Genomic DNA, 17,604 nt, shown 5'->3' on the forward strand with positions numbered 1-17,604 from the left:
GGGTCCGCTTAGTGCGCGAGCTTAGGACGGATCGTCAGTTCAACGCCCAGTACATCGAGCAAGGCCCGCAACGTCGAGAGTTTCGGATCGCTGTCGGCGCCCAGAATCTTGTAGAGCCCCGAGGTTGACAACCCGGCGGCCTGCGCCGTCTCGGCAATGTTGCCGCGCGAGCGTGCGACTGCGGCCAGTGCTTCGGCGAACAACTCAGGATGATCCGCATCCATCAGCGCGTCCGCGAGAAACGCGGCGCGCGCCTCGTCGGTGTCGAGATACCGCGCTGGGTCGAACGTACGATATTCCAGATCCTTCATGCTTGCGTCCTCTTGATTTCTGCCCACAGCGCTTGCGCCTTGCGTATGTCGAGGTGTTGCGTCGACTTGTCCCCACCACCAAGCAGCAGCACCACGCGGGGGCCTTCGCGGGCGAAGTAAACGCGGAAACCCGGTCCGTCGTCGATGCGAAGCTCTGAAACTCCACCTCCAACGGATTTGGCGTCGCCGAAGTTGCCGACGGACAGCCGCATCAGCCGTCGAGCGATCACAGCCTTGGTGGCCTCGTCGGGCAGTCCGCTCAGCCACCTTCGGAACGGCGGGTACTCGCGAATTTCTATCATAGTGGAATATTGCACTGTAGTGGAATGGCCGGAAGTGCTCAACAACACGGAGAGTTCTAGAGCACACTATTCGGCACTTCGGATCAAGGAGCGCTATACGCGCGGCCAAGACCTTCTCATGGACTCCAGCAGAGTCGCCATGAGAAAAATCGCATAATCGCGCGTGGGCTGAACCGTTTGATGGAACGGAAGAGAGAGATGGCCGCTGCCGCCCTTGCGGCACGCCAAAGTGACGATCGGTGGTCTACTTGCCGAGCCCGGAGCCCGCAGGTGTGCGTGCTTCGGACGCGCGGCCCGCGCCTGCGTGAATCCGTACGGCCGCCACCGCAAAGGCGAACGCCAGCACGACGAGCATGCTGCCCGCCCACGGCGCTTTCAGCAGTTCGCCTCGACCGACGATGACGCCGCCTGCCGCGGCGCCCACGGCCACGCCGGCATGCATTGCCGCGACATTGATACCGACGCGGATATCGGCGTTGCCGGGGGCCGTCTGCACCAGGAAGTTCTGCACGATGGGCGAGACCGACCAGCTGATCGCTCCCCACACGACCATCGCCGGCAGCAGCAGCCAGGGTGAAACGGTGGCGGAGGGCAGCGCCGCCATGGCGATGCAGAACGCGGCGGGGCATGCAATCAAGGCGCGCGTACTGCCGAGGCGGTCCGAACACCAGCCCCCGAGCCAGGCACCGACGACGCCGGCCACGCCGAACAGCAGGTAGGCGGCCGTCAGTACCGAGGGGTCGCGGCTCAGGTTTGCCTGCAGGTAGGGCGTCAGATAGGCAAACAGCGTGAAATGCCCGCCGATCATCGCCACCGATACCAGTTGCGCGCTCAGTGCCTGCCGATCGGCGAGCTCGCGCCAATAGGCGCGCAGCGACGTGCTCCGCTCCATCGGCGATGGCGGCATGGCCATCCACAGCAGCGCGCCGGGCAGCAGCGATAGCGCCGCCAGCGTGGCGAACACCGCGCGCCAGCCTGCCCACTGATCGAGCAGCATGCCCGCCGGTACGCCGAGGACCAGCGATCCGCTGATGCCGACGAACACCATACCGATGGCACGGCCTTGCCGCTGAGGACCGGCGAGCGAGGTGGCGAGCATGACCGCCAACTGGATCACCAGCGCGCAGCTGCCCGCCATCAGCACGCGCGCGCCGAACAGGGCAGGGTAGTTGGGGCTCGCCGCGGCGATTGCATTGCTCGAGGCGAACACGGCCAGCGCGATCAACATCAGCGTCCTGCGATCGCCGCGTCCGAGCAGCGCCGACGAGACGAAGGCCACGATGGCAAAGACGGCCGAGAAGATGGTGGTCAGTTGTCCCGCGGATGCCACGGAAACGCCGAGATCGCCGGCAATGGAAGGCAGGATGCCGATGCAGATGTTTTCGGCGATGCCCGCCAGGAATACCGTTGCCGTCAGCAGATAGACGCGCCTGTCCAAGATCGCCTCCCGTCGTACGTGGGGCCACGGCTTGCATGCCGGGCCGGGTTCGGCGGGTTTCGAGGCAGTGCTTCGGTTATCCCTGAAGGCGCAACCATACGTCAGCCGCGGCGGCGGCGCAAGCGCACCGTCCCTTCGTCTGCGGCAATAATCTCGGCGAAGTGGCGACCGATGGCGACCGTAAATGGCGCCCGTAAATCGCGACCGTAAATCGCGATCGTATCCGGCAGCCACCCCACACACCATCCCACACCGACTCGGAGGCCAATCGAGATGATCGTCAAACATGCGGCCGCACTCGCGGTTCTCGCCGGCGCATGCCAGTTCGCCAATGCCGCGGACTGCATGGAGCAGGCTGTCACCACCGTGCAGATGCAGAGCTGCGCCCAGGAAACCTTCGATGCGGCCAACGCCGAATATGCACAGCAGTACCGCAAGCTGACGAAGGTGCTGAACGCCAGGGAGCGGCAGCAGTTGAACGCTTCGCAGAAGAGCTTTCTCGAATACCAGCGCCGCGCCTGCGAGCTGGAAACGGGGCGGACGTCAGGCGGTTCGATCGCTGGCGTTGCCGTGCAGCTATGCCAGGCGCGCTTGACGCAGTGGCGCACCGCCGAGCTGAAGCGTCTGACGGATTGCCAGGAGGGTGACGTCAGCTGCCGCCGGCCCTGATGCGGTCGCAGTCGATCATCCCGCCATGAGCGGCGACCAGCCGCGCTCCGGCGTGTAGTCGCTGCGGCAGACGCGGCCGTCGGGCAGCACGGCGAACACCATCACGGTGTCGCCCTGCGTGATGACGGTGGCCCCGCCGGCGGGGCTGACCGCGGTGTAAGGATCGATCGCCAGCAATGGCGTCCATTCGCCGCCCGGTACCAGCGGTCGGAAGGCGGCATGCAGCAGGCCGTCGGCGCTGACGGCAACCGTCACCAGCGTATCGTCGTGCAGCAGCGCGAGGCCCAGATGGCCTTCCGCGGCGAAGGCCGGGGCCGGACCGATTGGAATCAGCGTCTCGAACAGCAGCGGCTGCAGACCGAAGCCGCAGCCATAGAGCAGCCCGTCGCTGCCGACGGCCACTACGGCGACGCCATCGAGCGTGCCGACGATGCCGGGTTTGACGCCAGGTTCCATCGGCACATCGCACTGCGCGGCCACCGATTCGCGCCAGAACGTCGTGGTACCGCCATCCGGAACGATGCCGGAAATCCAGCGCAGCGCGCCGCCGTCGTCGATGGCGACGACATCGACGGTGCGCGGCTTGCGCGACAGCATCACGGGACCGGGGGTACGGCGGTAAGTGCTGAACGCATCGAGTTGCACCGCGTCGGAGAAGTCGTGATTGCCCATGACGGTCGCGTCGTACTCCACCGCCACCAACTGGCCGCTCATCTGGATAGCCGCCACCGTCGTCAGCTCGTACAACGGATGGCAAGCGGCCACGTCGTAGCCGGGGGCGAGGCTGCCGAGTTCTGTCCGTTCCCTGGCGATATCGCCGGTATTGCCGAGCGTGTCCCAGTAGTAGTACCGCAAGGACCCGTCGACGCCGGTGATCAGGACCTCGAATACCGTACGCAGCAGCGGCGCGGTCTCGAGCGATACCAACAGAGCAGGCTGACAATCGGACAGGTCGAACGGCTTGCTGTCCGGCTGGGGCAGTTCGGGCCCTGGGCCGAACAAGCGCGACCAGATCCGCAGGCTGAGGCGGTCGTCGGCGCCAAGCCCCACCAGCAGCGCGCTGTCGCCGACGATGGCCGCGGCGGCCGGCGCGGGAAGAATGCGCGGCCAGCCCATATGCACGGCGACCTTGCGCAGGTCCGGCATGCCGCCGATATTGCCCGGCGGGTCGGACGCGGCCGGCGTGCAAAGGGAAGGGTTGCGAAGCAGATCGCGAATGGAGGTAGGGGAGAGGCACTGTCCATCCCTGGCGGCCTGCATGCCTTGAATCGCGCAAACCACGCCGGCGATCACCGCGGAGGCGGCGGACGTTCCGCCGAATTCGTGATAGGGATAGGGGGCATGATCGTACGGGGCACGCACGCCCGCGAACGCGGCGAAGCAGTCCACGCGCGTGCCGAACGTGGAACCGCGTTGCCATGGCTGGTACACCCCTGCAACGGGTGGATCCTGCGTGGCCCCGCCGACCATGATCGCCAGCGAATCGCGAAAGCCCGGATCTGCGGGATTGAAGTGGTTGCATTCGTGATGAATGTCCAGGTTCTCTCCCGTATTTCCCGCGGGCTCGATCACCGTGATGCCGAAGAATCCCAGCAGCTGCAGTGTGGTCTGGACCTTCCTCGATAGTTCGACGGGGAGCCCGGGTTCGTTATCGCCGGCCCACGGCCGCGCGCTGCCCAGTTCGATCAGCACGACGCCGCCGGGCCGCACTGCATCGCCGGCGACCGCAATGGCGGTATCCAGCCGATGCTGTCCATCCTGCCGCATCGATGTCACGACATGCGCATGCGCCTGCGGTGCGATACCGACGATCCCGCCGCCGTTGTCGCCCGCGACCACGATGCCGAGAGCAGACGTGCCATGGTCGATGTCTTTCTGCGTGGGGGCACCAAAGACCGAGAACGGCGTGATCGGTACGATGGCCAGGTCGATATGCTGCAGATTCCAGCCATGCTCGACATCGGCAAGCGGGATGCCGCGTCCCGCGCCACCGGGCACGCGCCACGCATAGCATGCGTCGATGCCGACCGGTGCCGCACGCAGCTGCTTCGAAGCCAGCGCATCCTCGTTGGTCCCGTAAGCGACGCGTGCAGCGGGATAGTTCTGTATCCGCGGCTCGGCCCATTCCACGAAGGGCAGCGCATACAGCAAACCCACCAGCGCCTCCAGCTGCGCCGCTTCGCATGGCACCTCGAACCAGGCGAACGGATCGGGCGGCTCGCCGCCCAGCATCCGCGCGGCATCGACCATATGGGCCAGCAAGCCAATCTGCTCGACGGGAAAGCCCGGATCGAGCCGCAGCCCGGGATAACTCGCGGCAAGCTCGTCCCACCACGGCTTGAGCTCGCCCAGATACTGGTCGGCGCCGCTCTCGTACGGCAGTACGAAGCCGTCGAACAGCTTCACGTCGACATAGGCCTCAGCCATCGCCGTCTCCCGGGGGCACCTCATCCTCCGCCATCACGTCGAAGCGCAGATGCGAGACCGGCGGTCCGGCCAGCGGCATGCGGCTGCGCTCGACCCACAGCACCGGGCGGCCCTCGGTATCGCGCGCCAGGCGGGCACGGCGGCGCAGCGATGCGCCGCTGCTGGCAATCGCCTCGGCAGCGATCTCGTGGCCGCGCCCGAAGCCGGGCCTCGACGGTCCGCCGATCAGCCGCGATGCCGGACCCGCGCGCACGCGCGGCAGCACGCCGCCGAGATCGGCCACCAGTCCCTGTTGCCAGTCGCCATGGATGCCGTCCGGGCCGGTACGCCGATACGGATGCCAGTGCGCGGGCAGGGTCGTCATCGGCAGATAGCGGAACTGCCGCGTACCGGTGCGCGTGGTCTCGCGCGCGGCGGCCTCGCTCGTATCGTCGGCCAGCAGCACGCGGCCATCGGCGCGCAGTTCGACCGCCCATGCCACGTTCGCGTCCTCGTCGATGCCGAGCGACACGTCGTCCAGCCACGGGCCCGCATGCGGCGCGACCGCGACCGGCCAGATCAGCAGCGCGCCGGCTTCCATGCCGGTGGTGCGAAACAGCGACCAAGCGTATTGCCCGTCCACCGGCGGCGGCGCCAGTGTCCAGATATCGCCGAAGCTGTCGTGCACCACGGTCTCGCGCAGCGTCACCAGCATGCCGGACGAAGGCGGTCGTTTCCCGTTCGTCGCCGGCGGTGGCTCGGGCACCGGGAACCAGAACCAGTCGTCGGCATGGGCCAGCGCCACATCGAGCAGCAGCGCGGTGCCCAGATGCGCGCGGTCCGGCGAGAAGGCGCCCAGGTCCACGGCCTGGTCTTCGATCTGCCACCAGCGCGGATGCGGCGCGCCCGGGTAGGATAGCCGGCTGACCAGCAGTTGCCGCGATGATGGCAGCGGCGCGGCCGCGCCGGCGTCCGCGCGCAGCACCGTTCCGCCCGCGTCGGCGGAGTACCAGTCCACGTCGCCGCCATCGTGATCGCGAATCTCCAGCGCGCGCGTCCCCGCGCTGAAGCGCGCATCGTGCGTCAGGCGGCGCGACGACCAGTTGTCGGCCGGTGGCGATGGCACCTCGTTCCACAACGCATGGCCGGCGAGCAGTCCCGCGGTGAAGATCGCGCGCCCGTCCAGTTCTTCCGACAGCGCTTCGTAGGGCGCGGGCAGCGGACCGAGGCGCAAGGTCTGCAGGCGCTGCGGCGGCAGCGCAGGCAAAAGCGGCGCGGCGGCACGCCCCAGGCGGATGCGCCGGCCGATGGTCCACCAGTCTCCGGGCTCGGCCTCGACCAGCGCTTCTGCCGGTATGCGCGCCGGATCGAGATCGGGGCGGCGCGGCGCATAGCGCAACGGCTCATGCGTGACGCTGACCGCCACCGAGACCGGGCTCGACACGTCTTCGCCCTGCAGTTCGCCGAGCTGCCATTGCCGCGTCAGGAACCAGACGGGATCGGCAATGCGCGCTCGCAGGCCGCGATGGAAGTCGGTCGGCGGGCTCAGCGGTTCGAGGCGGAAATGCAGGGACATGGCGGTCTCGATCGGTGGGGCCATCGGCGGGCGTCGCAGGCGGGTGGGCGGCCTCAGGTCCAATGGCCCCAGAACATATCCGGCAAGGAAGACAGCGCCGCCGGTGTCGCGATCCGGCTGCCCGGCCGCGGACGGCAGGCGCGAGCGCGCGCCAGCTGCCGCGTCTCCAGCACCAGCGCCACGAGTTCCGCGTCGTTCAGCCGTTGGCTGGGGTCCGGCGGCACCGCCAGCAGCACCGCCTGCGGCGCGCGCGACTTCGGGCCGTTGAAGCCAAAGGCCGCGCTGGTCGTGTGCCGGGCCGAAGGGATCGCGTCCTGCCAGGCGTCCAGACCGGCGATCGCGACCCGGGCCAGGCTGCCGGCCAGCGCGGCCGGGTCGGGTCCATACGCGACCACCACCGGTCCTGCCGGGCTCCACGGATTGCCGGAGCCATCGCCAGTCCGTACGGCGGCGCCCCAGGGCTGCGTCGCGGGATCGAGCTGCCAGGCTTCGAGGCTCGCCAGACGCGGGCGCACTGCGGCGACGATCTCGAGCCAATCCCGGTCGGTGCGCGGGCGTCCCTCGTCGTCGCGCATTGCCGCGCGCAACGGGCCGACGGCCAGCGAGGGCACCAGCGGCAGCACCGGCAGGCGAGGGTGGCCAACGAGCGTGCGAATCGATTGCCGCAATCCACGCAGGCCGCCCGGACCATCGACTGCGGCTTCCGGCGTCGCCGTCAGGCGCGTTTGCAACCGGGCGAGCGCCTGGGCCAGCGGCTCGGCGTCGTCGGCCTGCACGGCGCCCCAGGCGCGGCATTGTTGCAGCGACCATGTCACCGCGGCGGGGTCGTTCAGATCCAGCGCGGCGAGCGAAGCCAGCAGCGAGGTCAGCCGGTTTCGCAGCACGCCGAGCCGGCCCGCCAGGTCGGCCATCATCGCGTCACGCAGGGGCGAGCCGGGCGCAGCATCGTCGTCGCGGCCATCGATCGTCCCCGGGATCGGTGGATCGCTGTCGCCGCCGCCAAGCAGCTCGGCCAGCCGCGTGGCGCGGGCCAGCTTGCCGGCGCCGGTGCCGGAGGCGAGCGGCAGCGACGCGTCGCGCTGGCCGCGCAGGCGATGCGCCAGTTCCGCCGGCGACAGTGCGAGCGCCTCGATCGCATGCAGGCCGAGGTCGGCCAGACTTACCGCATCGGCTCCGACGGTCCAGGTCCAGCCGCTTGCCGGGCCCAACTCCCGGTCGAGCAGGCTCGCCAACGCGGGATCGGCGAGCACGGCCGGCGGCGCGCCTGTCTGGCCGCCTGCTTGCGCCGCATCGCCGGGCGGCAGCACCGCCCACGCCGATACGCGCACGCTGGCGGCCTGCCGCGGCGTGCGTATCGCGCGCAGTTCGGGCGGCCGCCCGAGGCCCGCCGCGGCCTCCATCGCCGCGTTGCCCAGGCCGCCATGGCCGCTGACCAGCGCATGGACGCCGTCGGCCACCAGCAGATCGGCATAGGTGTCGAGCGCCGCATCGCAGGTCGCCAGGGCTTCCCGCACGCCGGCCGGCAGCGCCGGTGGCGGCGGATCGCCCGCCTGATGCCGGAACAGCAGCCGCAGCACGCGCGCCCCGTCGCAGCATCGCGTGCCCGCATGCGTGTCGCGCATCGGGTAGTCCTCGCGCAGCTTGCGCACGGTGTCCCAGTCGCCGACGATGCGCTCGACCTCGAGGCCCAGCGCCTCGTAGGGATGCACGCCGAGCTGAACCCGCTCGGCCAGCCGCATGGCGGCGCGCACCTTGGCCGAATCGATGGCGATCCGCCAGCGCGCATCGCCGGGATGGCGGACCGCCGCATCGCGCAGCAGCGCGGCCGTCATCGCCTGCGTCTGCGACGGCGCGTGCAGCAGGCCGGCGGCGGTGGGACCGGGCGGCAGGCCATGGCCGGGATTGCCCGCATCGTAGGGCGCCGGCGCATCGACCCAGCCGTAGACGCCGAGCCGCCACGGGGCCCGCGCGTTCTGCAGCTCGCGCAGGCGCGAACTGGCAAGGCCCGTGATCCACGGATCGACGCGATGGCTGGCCGTGTCCAGGGCGGCCAGCACGCACCCGAAGACGCCGTCGGAATCGTCGGCATAGGCCTGCACCAGCGCCGCCAGCGCCTCGATGCCGCGCAGACACCGTTTGGCGACGCACTGCGCGCCGGCGTCGGGCGAGGCGAACAGATCGTCCAGTTGCGGCTGCGACGGCGTGCCCGGATAACCGCGCCGCACCAGCCTGACCAGCGCATCGGCACCCGCCTGCATCGGCAAGGGCGCGTGCGGGTCGACGGACTGACCCGTTTCGATCGACTCGCGCGCCTGGCCGACGCTCGCGCGCAGCAGGCACAGCGCTTCGAAGATCAGATGTCCCAGCAGGCCCAGCTTGTGGTCCCAGCGCTGCGGGAAGATCTCGCTGTCGTCCTCCAGCAGCAGGCGCAGCGTTTCCGGGTCGTCGCTGTCGGCTTCGGGCGTGCTGGCGGGCACAGGGGCCTGCTCCGAGAAGGCGCCCAGCGGCGATAGCGGCGTCTTGCGGCCGGCCAGGATCGAGGCCGTGTCGTCTTCCCACGCGCTCGGCTGGAGCGGCGGCATTCCGCGCATCGCACGGATCGCGTTGACCACGGGCAAGGGCGAAACCAGCCGCACGGCCCAGCGGCGCGTGGGCGTATCCTCGCCCAGCAGTTCCGCCGCCCGCTGCGCGGAGGCGCCCACCACGGTGCCGGGGTAGACCGCGGCATCGGCGGCGGCCGCATCGCGCCACGGGCCGGCCCAAGCGCGGATCTGTCCCGCCGTGATGTGTTGGCCGGTCCAGCCGGCGAGTACGGTGGCCGGCAACAGGCCGTAGGGCTGTGAGCCGACGCGGATCGCCGGGTAGGGGCCCTGCGGCGCCAGCCAGGCCTCGGCCCATTCCGCAAGGCGCGCCTCCTGTTCGCCCGCGCCGACGACATCGCGCAGCGCATGACCCCACAGCACCGGCCATAACGCATGCACGACCAACGGGTCGTATCCGCTTGCGGCAACGTCGCCCCCTTGCAGCTTGATCGGTACCGCATCCGGCCCGGCAAGCGCCTGCATCACGGCGGCCGAGGCGCTGTCCGCGGCTGGCGGCGCATCGTCGATGCCTTCCCATGCGGCCGGATCGGCGCCGGCATTGGATGCGACCTCGGCGGTGGCCTCGCCGTCCACCGTATTGGTCGGCGTGCCGGGCCGCAGCACCGACAGCCGCCCGCTGGCGGCGTGCATCGCGATCAGCGGTTCCGGCGAGACGTCGCCGATGCCGGCGACCACGATGGCGTCGAGCGCGGGCGGCTGCACGCCGGCGGGAAAGGCGATTTCGATCGCCAGTTCGACGTCCATGGCGACCTCGAACGAGGTCCACCACGTTTGCGGCAGCTCGCCGGTGGCGGCAGGGTTTTCGAAGGCGGCCAAGCCCAGTTGTTCGGCGATCCGTTCGCGCCTGGGACGCATCGTGCCAGCCAGCATCGGAGGTCCCACCTGGCCGGCCTGAACGAACCAGACGTGGATCGCGGGCGGCAGACCGAAGGGCTGGTGCGTGTCGGGCCAGGCCGACGGATCGCGTGGCTGCGCCATGCCGCGATCGGTGCGCGGCACCGGATCGGCCACGATGGCAACGGTCCGTCGCAGCCATAGCGCCCGTTCGACGCCCAGCCGCGCGGCCAGCATGCGCCATTGCATGCCGGCATCGGCGGGGAACTGGCGCAGCACGTCGTCGTAGAGATCGAGCTCGGCCGGCGACGGGGCGATGGGCCGGCGCGCCATCGAGAATTCGTCGGGCCAGACGCGCAGCCGCAGCAGCCAGCCGGGCCGCGCACCGTCCGGCGCGTAGAAGCGCGTCTCGATCCGCAGCGGGGCCAGCACCTCGACGGCGCTCATGCCAGCTCCAGCTTGCCGATCATCACGCGAACCGGCCGGGCGAAGGTTTCGAGGGCGTAGGCGGCGCCATCGGCGACGCTGCCAATGGGCCGGTCCTGATCGTCGTGCCGGCTGTAGAAGCGGTAGCCGGCCGGCGGCTCTTCCAGTACGACCCAATAGTTGGCCAGATCCGCGGGCGCCACGTTGAACGCGAAGAACGCGACGTCGCGGCCGATCCTGCCGGGGAACGTCGGATACTGCTTGCGCGACTCGTCCAGTGGTTCGTCCGGGTCCGGCACGGACCAATCCGCCTCGGCCTTGTACAGATAGACCACCGTGTCGGGATAGCGCCGGAACAGCGGAGTCTTGAACAGCACGACCGCCTCGCTGGCGAGCGGCGTCGGCGTCAGCGCGGCGGCGCCCAGGGCCGCATCGGCGGGCCACTGGCGGATCGGATGGATATCGAACTGGCCGCCGTTGCGCTGCCAGAACTTGCGCAGCGGCGACCAGCGCGGGGCGATCGGGACATTGCGCCAGCGCAGCTCGCCCAGCGCCTGATGATTGGCGCCGACAAGCACGCCTTCGACGAAGGCAGCGTGCGTGGCCAGCCCGACCACGCGGTCCTGCTGCAGGTCGCCGATGCCAGGCAGCATCCAGTCGGGCGCGGCCTCGTTGAGGAACTGCCACAGCGGCAGGTCCAGCTCGGGTTCGATTTCGACGGGGCCGATGTCGTCGATGCCGACAAGGGTGGCCAGCACGCGATCGACCGCCGGCGGACGCGCGGCGAACGGATTGACGGCGTCCGCAACGCGTTGGCCCAGCGTGTCGAGGTCCACCGGCCGGCAACGCGGGCGGCTCCCCGCGAGCGTGTCGACCCATTGGGCGGTGGCCGGCTCGTCGATCCGCTGTCCGGGTTCCCGCACGGCGCGAATGACCTTATCCGGGTCGACGCGGCCATCGGCATCGGGCGTCAGCGCATCGAGCGCGGCGGCGAGGCGGTTCAGGTCCGTCGTAGTTTCGCTGTCCATCAGCATCCGGAACATGTCATCGGCCTGGCGCTCGTCGTCGAACGCGCGCCGCACCGCGTCCTTCAGCAAGGGGGCGGCGTCACCGCGCGGCCGGTGCCAGATCGCATCGGGATCGTCGGGCGGCGCCGGGCAGGCGGCGGCCGCCTCGAGCAGCACGCGATGGGCAATCACGCCATCGCGCGTCAGCACCGAGCGCGCAGGGCCCGGACGCAGCGCGCGCCGCGCGGCCGACGACCAGATCGCCGGCACCATGCCGGGCGTGCGTCCGGTCAACGCCGACGACACTGTCTGCTGCGCGCTGACCGGCATGCGGCCCAGCATGGCGCCGAGCACTGCGAGCTTGTCGACGGGGTCGGGCGGCATATGGCGGAACCACAGCGAGCGCGACACCTCGACGCCGAGCGCGACGTTGCCGATGCGCTCGCGTGCAATCGCCAGATCGCCCGCACGCGTGGCGGCGGCCTTGGCGATGCGGTCCTGCCACGCAATGGCGGCCCATGCGCCGAGACCGGCCGCGCCGCGATGGCGCGGATCGGTATGGAGCTGCGCGCTCCATCCGGCCGCAGGACTGGAGCCCGGCATCGTGAACGGCGCGTGGTAGCGCGGCGCGGTCAGCAGCCAGCGGCCCGGCGGCACCGGCGGCATTGCGGTCAGCGCGGCGGTTTCCGCGGCGAGCCAGGGCGCGAGGGGATCGCCTGGTGCGCCGACCATGCTGACCCGTTGCAGCGCACCGCCCATCGGCAGCGCGACCGTCGTGGGCTCGCCGGCGGCAGCGGAGCCTCGCCGCTGGTATCGCAGCTTCGCGCGGCCGAAGTCCTCCTTCAGCTCGCCGTCGACCGGCGTGCGCAGCCGCTTGGCGATGTCCCGGAAATCGCCGCCTTCGCCGGTACGGAAGCCCCAGCTGTCGTAGCAGGTCACGCGCACCGGCTGCCCGGCGGCGACGGGCCACGCATCGCGCAGCGTGCCGTCGGGCTCGACCACATACGCGGGTACCAGGCAGGCGACGTAGGCGGTTTGCGGTTCGAGCTTCAGCGGACTGAGGATACGGCTGTACCAGTCGCCGTCGACTTCATGCACATGAGCCCACTGGTGCGAGTCGCCGAGCGGATGGCTGGCCTGTGCCTGCGCGGACAGCGTAACGCGGCCATCGCCGCCGGGCACGACGTCGGTGGGCAGCCCCACCACCAGCACCAGCCATGGCCGGATCGCGCCGGGCAGCGCAGGATCAGGCGAATACCGCCACGGCAGGTCCAGCGTATCCGGGTGACTGAACTCGACCAGCGCGCGCTTGGTGTTCTCCGCATCGGACGCGCCCGGCGGCGGGTAGCGCCGGGTGATTGTCCCGGGCGCCAGCCGCTGCACGTCGCCGGGGCCGAACAGCTCGTAGGGGGCGGGTGCGGTGATCGAGCGCGGCGTTCCGCCGGTGACGATCTCTTCGAGCGTGAGCGTGGCGCCGGCCTGCAGGCGTCCCGCGACCACATTGCCGTTGGCGCCGTGGCGCAGCGCGGTGACCCGCCAGGAAAGGAACTTTGCCATGCTCAGACTCCGGACAGGTCGACCGGCGACAGCAGGTCGGCCATCGGCACCGCGCCGCCGGTACTGTTGTGGCGGGCAAAGGCATGCGCGGCAGTGGCGCTGGTGTAGCTCGCGAATTCCGTCGGCGGCACCGTGGTCCACACTTCGCGGGCCGCGTGGATCAGCTGCGCCGTGTTGCCGAGCGCGGGGGGACGATGGCTGGCCGCGACCAGATGCGCGATCGCCCTGAGATCGGTGCGCTGGGCGATCCATTCGTCCTCGAGCCCGGGCAGGATCACGACCAGGTCGACTTTCCGGTCGTCGTTCTGCGCCGCGCTGTCGTGGGGCGGGCCGCCGCTCAACACCACGCCGGCATCGAGCACGTCGAACGGCGGACGGTTCAGCTGCTCGGCTTCGTTCAGGTTGCAGTAGTGGCCCGGCGCGAAGCGTTCGAGGACCGGCTCGCCAGGCGTCAACACACGCGCGCCCCCGCGTGCGGGCAGCGGCAGGCCGTCCACGCGGTCGATCGGCAAGCCCAGCGGCGCGCGCAGTTGCGACCATTGCAGCGCGCCGGTCGGCGGCACCGCGGCGATGCCCGGGCGCGTGGGGCGAGGGGCCAGCACCACCGCCGGATCGTCGATCGACGCGGCCCGCACATTGCCGGCACGGACGATCTCCTGCTGCAGGATCGTCAGCAGCTCGCCTGGGCTCGCGGCCATGTCGGCCGGGCCGCTGCCCAGCGAGAAGGTCTCGTCCCAGGAGACGTCGAACAGGAAGGTCTCGATGGTCAGCCGGCCGCGGATCACCAGCGGTCCGGGACCGGACACGGTGCCGTCGAGCCGCACGCCGCCGAAGCTGAAGCCGCCGGCGCGCACCTCGAAGCCCGCGGACGCATTGGCGACGAAGGCGAACGGGCGGAACTGCACCAGCGCGTCGATCTGCAGGAAGCCATGCGCGGTCAGCCCCATCGAGAACGTGATATCGAAACGCCCGCCCAGCTGGATCGTGTTGGTCGTGAATGCCAGATAGCCTTCGGCGCGGATCGACAGCGGCCCGCCCAGCGTTTGCATCGACAGCCCGACGCGGCGCAAGGCCGGCAACTGCGCCGGCTCCGGGTTGAAGCCTGGATAGAAGCCGCCGATCGACACCACCGCATACGCCTGGCTGCCCCAGTGCAGCCGCATCGCGGCATCGCCGTACACCGAGAAGACGCCGAGCACATGGCTGTCGACCAGGCTGGCGTCGAGCGACACCAGCGCCTGCGCCGGATCGACGATGCCCAGCAGGTCCAGCCGCAACTGCACCAAGCCAGGCACGCCGGGAATGCCGGCACGCGCGACGCCGAGCAGCACGACCTTGCCGCTCGGGACCTCGGCCACCAGGCCGAGATCGAGCGACAGGAAGCTGCCCGCGCCCGCGGACAGCCACGCGAGCCGCAAGGTCGGCGCGACCAGATGGCTGCCGCGGAACGCGGGAAAGAACCGTTGCAGCGCCTCGATCGCAAGGCTCGGGTTCGCCGGCGGGCGCGTGGCCAGCAGCGTATCGGCCGCCGCGCCGGACCGCACGGCCACCGCCAGCGCATCGGTATCGGCGCGACGGTGCACGCCGACCAGGCCGCCGACGCGGTCCAGCGAGAAGCCGAACGACAGCTGGATCGGCGGCACGAACGACACGCCCATCAGCGCCAGAAACAATGGCACGCCGTCGGGCAGGCGCTCGAGGACGGCCGACGCGCTGACCGATACCGCGCCCAGCGGCACGTTCAGCGCGCCGCCAAAGCCGGTCCCCGAAGGCAGGCGCACGATCGCGCCGCCGCCCGGCAGGCCGCCGCCGAACGGCGAGGGCAACGAGACGGCAATGCCGGACGGTTGCCGGGGGCCGGCGGAGAACGGGGGCAACGTGGTGCCGTCCGGCAGCCTGGGCTGCAGTACCAGCGCGGACGAGGACAGCGCCAGCTTCAGCGGTCCGAGCGGCAGTTCGCCATTGAGGCCATGGGGGCTGTCCCAGTTCAGCGCGCGCACCAGGTCCTGCAGGCCCGGGATATCGGGCAAGCCTTCGAGCAGATACCGGTTCAGATGGGCCGCAAGCCTGTTGCGGGCGGCAGTCCACGCATCGACCGCCGCGGTCCAGTCGCTGGCGGACGGGGCCTGCTGTGCGAAGGCGTCCAATTGCTGCGCGGCGGCCTGCAGCGCATCGAGATCCGCGGAGGGAGCCGCCGGGCCGAGCGTGCGCCGCAGGCTGTCCCCCAATTCCACCGCGTATCGGATGACTTCGCTGCTGGCCATGCGTCGTGCCCTGGCGGACTGCGTCAATCGAGGACCGCCCGATCAGGCCGGGCGAGCAGGCGGTCCGTGCGATCCGGGTGGGGCAGTGCCGCGTGTTGCCGCGCGGCACCCCCGATGCCTCACACGATGGAAGGACAGGGACGTCTTATCTGAGGCGACAGCAACGATGGACGCAAATGAATTCTGTGCAGGTCTGGTTCTCGCGCGGTTTTATTCGTATCAACGCTGAAACAGTGCGAGGGCGCGGGGGTTTTTACGCCGTAGCGATCGAGACCTCGTTACCGGCGAGCCGCGTGCCGCCGCTCCCGCCAGATCAACACGCCATGGACGAGTCCCGCGGCAACGCTGGTCTGCCCGCTGTAATGGACCAGGCCGAGCGCCCAGCCGCGGTGTGCAACCAGCAACCACAACGCGAGCAGCAGGCCCAGCCAGCCGGCCGCGCGCAGCAGCCGAGTGCGCAAGGGTGGCAGCAAAGCGGCAAAGATCGCTTGCTGATGGCGCTCCATCGCCAGCGCCAGCGCGCCGAAGGCAACGATGCATGACAAGAAGGCAAGCAGGTCCATCATGCTCCGTCCTCCGACAGCGTGGCGGTGGCCGTGGTGGTGACGGACCTCGCGCGCGTCCTTGGGGCGGGCCTGCTCTTCGGCCGATGACGCGCGGTCCGCACCGCCAGCATCGCGTGCAGTGCGGCGAAGGCCCAGATCATCAGATCGAAGCCGGCAAATACCCAGTCGCCGTCGGCCAGGCTGCGCCACAGCCCCCGGTCAGTGGTCAGCGCGTTGAGCACGGGCAGCAGCGCGAGCAGCAGGGCGCCCAGCCACAGCAGTTCGATCCAGGCCTTCCTTGCCGGACGCAGCAGCGCGTACAGCAGCGTCGCCGCCCACGCGATGAAGAACAGGTGGATCTCCCATGCGGCGCGGGCGGCCAGTTCGGCGGGCAGCAGGCGATTGCCCCACAGCATCGCCGTCATCGCGATCGACAGGCCGGCGATCGCCGCGATATTGAGCCGCTCGACCAGCCAGAAGCCGAAATACGGCCGCTCGGGATTCGGCAGCTTCTGGCGACGCTTGACGGTCCACATCACCAGACCGGTGCCGACCATCGCCGTGCCGGCCAGGCTGACGATGAAGTACAGCCAGCGCAATTGCAGATCGCTGAATCGCCCCAGGTGCAGCGCATACATGACGCCGCGCACCTCGGCCGCCGGGCCGACGCGGTCGCGCGCCTCGAGCAGCTTGCCGGTGGTGCCGTTGAACACCAGGTACTGCGGGCTCATCGACACGCGCGCGGCCTCGCCGCGCAACACGGTGACGCGGGCCGAGGCATCGCCGGCATGGGCGATCGTTACGCGGCTGATGTTGTGCTGGCCCCAGCGCGCTTGCGCCTCGCGCACCATGTCGTCGATCGGGGCGAGCTGGGCCGGCACGCCGCTGGGCTTGACGGGCGGCGGGGAGGCATTCATTTGCGCGGTCAGCTGCTGCCGCTCGGCTGGCGTCTTGAATGCCGCCTGCTGGCCCCATGGCATATACATCGCCATCAGCGTCACGAGGCCGGTATAGGTGATCATCAGGTGGAAGGGCAGGCCGAACACCGACAGTGCGTTATGCGCATCGAGCCAGGAGCGCTGGCCCTTGCCCCAGCGGAAGGTGAAGAAGTCGACGAAGATCTTCTTGTGGGTGATCACGCCGCTGACGATGGCCACCAGCATGAACATCGCGCAGAAGCCGGCGAGCCAGCGTCCCCACAGCACCGGCATGTAGTGGAACTGGAAGTGGAAGCGATAGAAGAACTCGCCGCCGTTGGTATCGCGCGCCGCGACCTTCTCGCCCGTGGCGGGATCGAAGGTGCCGCTGTCGAAGGCGCGCTTGCCGGCCGGCGCGCCCGGCGTGCGCCAGAACGCGCTGACGACGTTGTGCCGGTCCGTCGGCATTTCCATGCCCCACAGCGGGCTGCCGGCGGCCACGGTCCCCAGCGTATTGGCCACGCGCTGGGCCACCACCGCGGGATCGGGCACCTCGAGCTGATGGGCCAGTTCCGGCCGCATCCACTGTGAGATCTCGTCCTTGAAATAGCTGACGGTGCCGGTCAGGAACATCGCGTACAGAATCCAACCGACCAGCAGTCCGGCCCAGGTATGCAGGTCGGACATGGTCTGGCGGATGCCGCGGCCCTTGGCGGCGATGGCGCTGTCGTTGGTGTTGCAGGTCTTCG

At 70.0% G+C, this 17,604-nt stretch carries 11 protein-coding genes; 1 reads left to right on the forward strand and 10 read right to left on the reverse strand.

Translation table 11 applies throughout. The annotated features are described in order from the left end of the window. Nucleotides 1-8 precede the first annotated feature (8 nt). From F7Q96_RS09550 to F7Q96_RS09560, 3 genes are all read right to left on the reverse strand, one after another. Nucleotides 9-311 carry an addiction module antidote protein gene (locus F7Q96_RS09550; protein ID WP_082371731.1) on the reverse strand — a complete coding sequence of 101 codons (303 nt, stop codon included), beginning with the start codon at nucleotides 309-311 and terminating at the stop codon, nucleotides 9-11. Then, nucleotides 308-613 carry a type II toxin-antitoxin system RelE/ParE family toxin gene (locus F7Q96_RS09555; RefSeq protein WP_053823864.1) on the reverse strand — a complete coding sequence of 102 codons (306 nt, stop codon included), beginning with the start codon at nucleotides 611-613 and terminating at the stop codon, nucleotides 308-310. The genes F7Q96_RS09550 and F7Q96_RS09555 overlap by 4 nt, the downstream gene beginning before the upstream one ends. Nucleotides 614-857: 244 nt before the next feature. Further along, complete coding sequence (locus F7Q96_RS09560; RefSeq protein ID WP_053823865.1) at nucleotides 858-2,051, reverse strand: MFS transporter; 1,194 nt, start codon at nucleotides 2,049-2,051, stop codon at nucleotides 858-860. Nucleotides 2,052-2,324: 273 nt separating this feature from the next. Between F7Q96_RS09560 and F7Q96_RS09565 the strand changes: the two genes are divergently transcribed. Further along, a complete protein-coding gene (locus F7Q96_RS09565) occupies nucleotides 2,325-2,720 on the forward strand; it encodes a lysozyme inhibitor LprI family protein (RefSeq protein WP_053823866.1) in 396 nt (131 codons plus the stop codon). 15 nt (nucleotides 2,721-2,735) lie between these two features. On the opposite strand, the gene F7Q96_RS09570 is transcribed toward F7Q96_RS09565, so the two are convergent. The 7 genes from F7Q96_RS09570 to F7Q96_RS09600 form a co-directional block, all read right to left on the reverse strand. Then, entirely contained in the window at nucleotides 2,736-5,147 is a 2,412-nt protein-coding gene (locus F7Q96_RS09570) for a S8 family serine peptidase (protein WP_170265918.1), read from the reverse strand. Further along, nucleotides 5,140-6,702, reverse strand: coding sequence for a hypothetical protein (locus F7Q96_RS09575; protein ID WP_053824610.1), 1,563 nt, complete (start codon nucleotides 6,700-6,702; stop codon nucleotides 5,140-5,142). Before F7Q96_RS09575 ends, F7Q96_RS09570 begins: the two co-directional genes overlap by 8 nt. Before the next feature lie 53 nt (nucleotides 6,703-6,755). Then, nucleotides 6,756-10,586 (reverse strand): hypothetical protein, encoded by a 3,831-nt coding sequence (locus F7Q96_RS09580; RefSeq protein ID WP_053823869.1) that lies wholly within the window; start codon nucleotides 10,584-10,586, stop codon nucleotides 6,756-6,758. Further along, on the reverse strand, nucleotides 10,583-13,129 hold the full coding sequence (locus tag F7Q96_RS09585; protein ID WP_151022549.1) for a hypothetical protein: 2,547 nt from the start codon (nucleotides 13,127-13,129) through the stop codon (nucleotides 10,583-10,585). Before F7Q96_RS09585 ends, F7Q96_RS09580 begins: the two co-directional genes overlap by 4 nt. A gap of 2 nt (nucleotides 13,130-13,131) precedes the next feature. Continuing rightward, nucleotides 13,132-15,393 carry a DUF6603 domain-containing protein gene (locus tag F7Q96_RS09590; protein WP_151022551.1) on the reverse strand — a complete coding sequence of 754 codons (2,262 nt, stop codon included), beginning with the start codon at nucleotides 15,391-15,393 and terminating at the stop codon, nucleotides 13,132-13,134. Between the two features lie 278 nt (nucleotides 15,394-15,671). Beyond that, a complete protein-coding gene (locus tag F7Q96_RS09595; RefSeq protein WP_144425947.1) occupies nucleotides 15,672-15,959 on the reverse strand; it encodes a DUF3325 family protein in 288 nt (95 codons plus the stop codon). After that, nucleotides 15,956-17,542 (reverse strand): PepSY-associated TM helix domain-containing protein, encoded by a 1,587-nt coding sequence (locus F7Q96_RS09600; RefSeq protein ID WP_053824611.1) that lies wholly within the window; start codon nucleotides 17,540-17,542, stop codon nucleotides 15,956-15,958. The genes F7Q96_RS09595 and F7Q96_RS09600 overlap by 4 nt, the downstream gene beginning before the upstream one ends. Nucleotides 17,543-17,604: the final 62 nt, after the last annotated feature.

It is taken from the genome of Cupriavidus gilardii (genome assembly GCF_008801915.1).
GTDB classification, from domain to species: domain Bacteria; phylum Pseudomonadota; class Gammaproteobacteria; order Burkholderiales; family Burkholderiaceae; genus Cupriavidus; species Cupriavidus gilardii.

Excerpts from the sequence above, each read along its gene's own strand:
- F7Q96_RS09550 (WP_082371731.1), bottom strand. The coding sequence starts at position 311 with ATGAAGGATCTGGAATATCGTACGTTCGACCCAGCGCGGTATCTCGAC.
- F7Q96_RS09555 (WP_053823864.1), bottom strand. The coding sequence starts at position 613 with ATGATAGAAATTCGCGAGTACCCGCCGTTCCGAAGGTGGCTGAGCGGA.
- F7Q96_RS09565 (WP_053823866.1), top strand. The coding sequence starts at position 2,325 with ATGATCGTCAAACATGCGGCCGCACTCGCGGTTCTCGCCGGCGCATGC.
- F7Q96_RS09570 (WP_170265918.1), bottom strand. The coding sequence starts at position 5,147 with ATGGCTGAGGCCTATGTCGACGTGAAGCTGTTCGACGGCTTCGTACTG.
- F7Q96_RS09575 (WP_053824610.1), bottom strand. The coding sequence starts at position 6,702 with ATGTCCCTGCATTTCCGCCTCGAACCGCTGAGCCCGCCGACCGACTTC.
- F7Q96_RS09580 (WP_053823869.1), bottom strand. The coding sequence starts at position 10,586 with ATGAGCGCCGTCGAGGTGCTGGCCCCGCTGCGGATCGAGACGCGCTTC.
- F7Q96_RS09585 (WP_151022549.1), bottom strand. The coding sequence starts at position 13,129 with ATGGCAAAGTTCCTTTCCTGGCGGGTCACCGCGCTGCGCCACGGCGCC.
- F7Q96_RS09590 (WP_151022551.1), bottom strand. The coding sequence starts at position 15,393 with ATGGCCAGCAGCGAAGTCATCCGATACGCGGTGGAATTGGGGGACAGC.
- F7Q96_RS09595 (WP_144425947.1), bottom strand. The coding sequence starts at position 15,959 with ATGATGGACCTGCTTGCCTTCTTGTCATGCATCGTTGCCTTCGGCGCG.
- F7Q96_RS09600 (WP_053824611.1), bottom strand. The coding sequence starts at position 17,542 with ATGTCCGACCTGCATACCTGGGCCGGACTGCTGGTCGGTTGGATTCTG.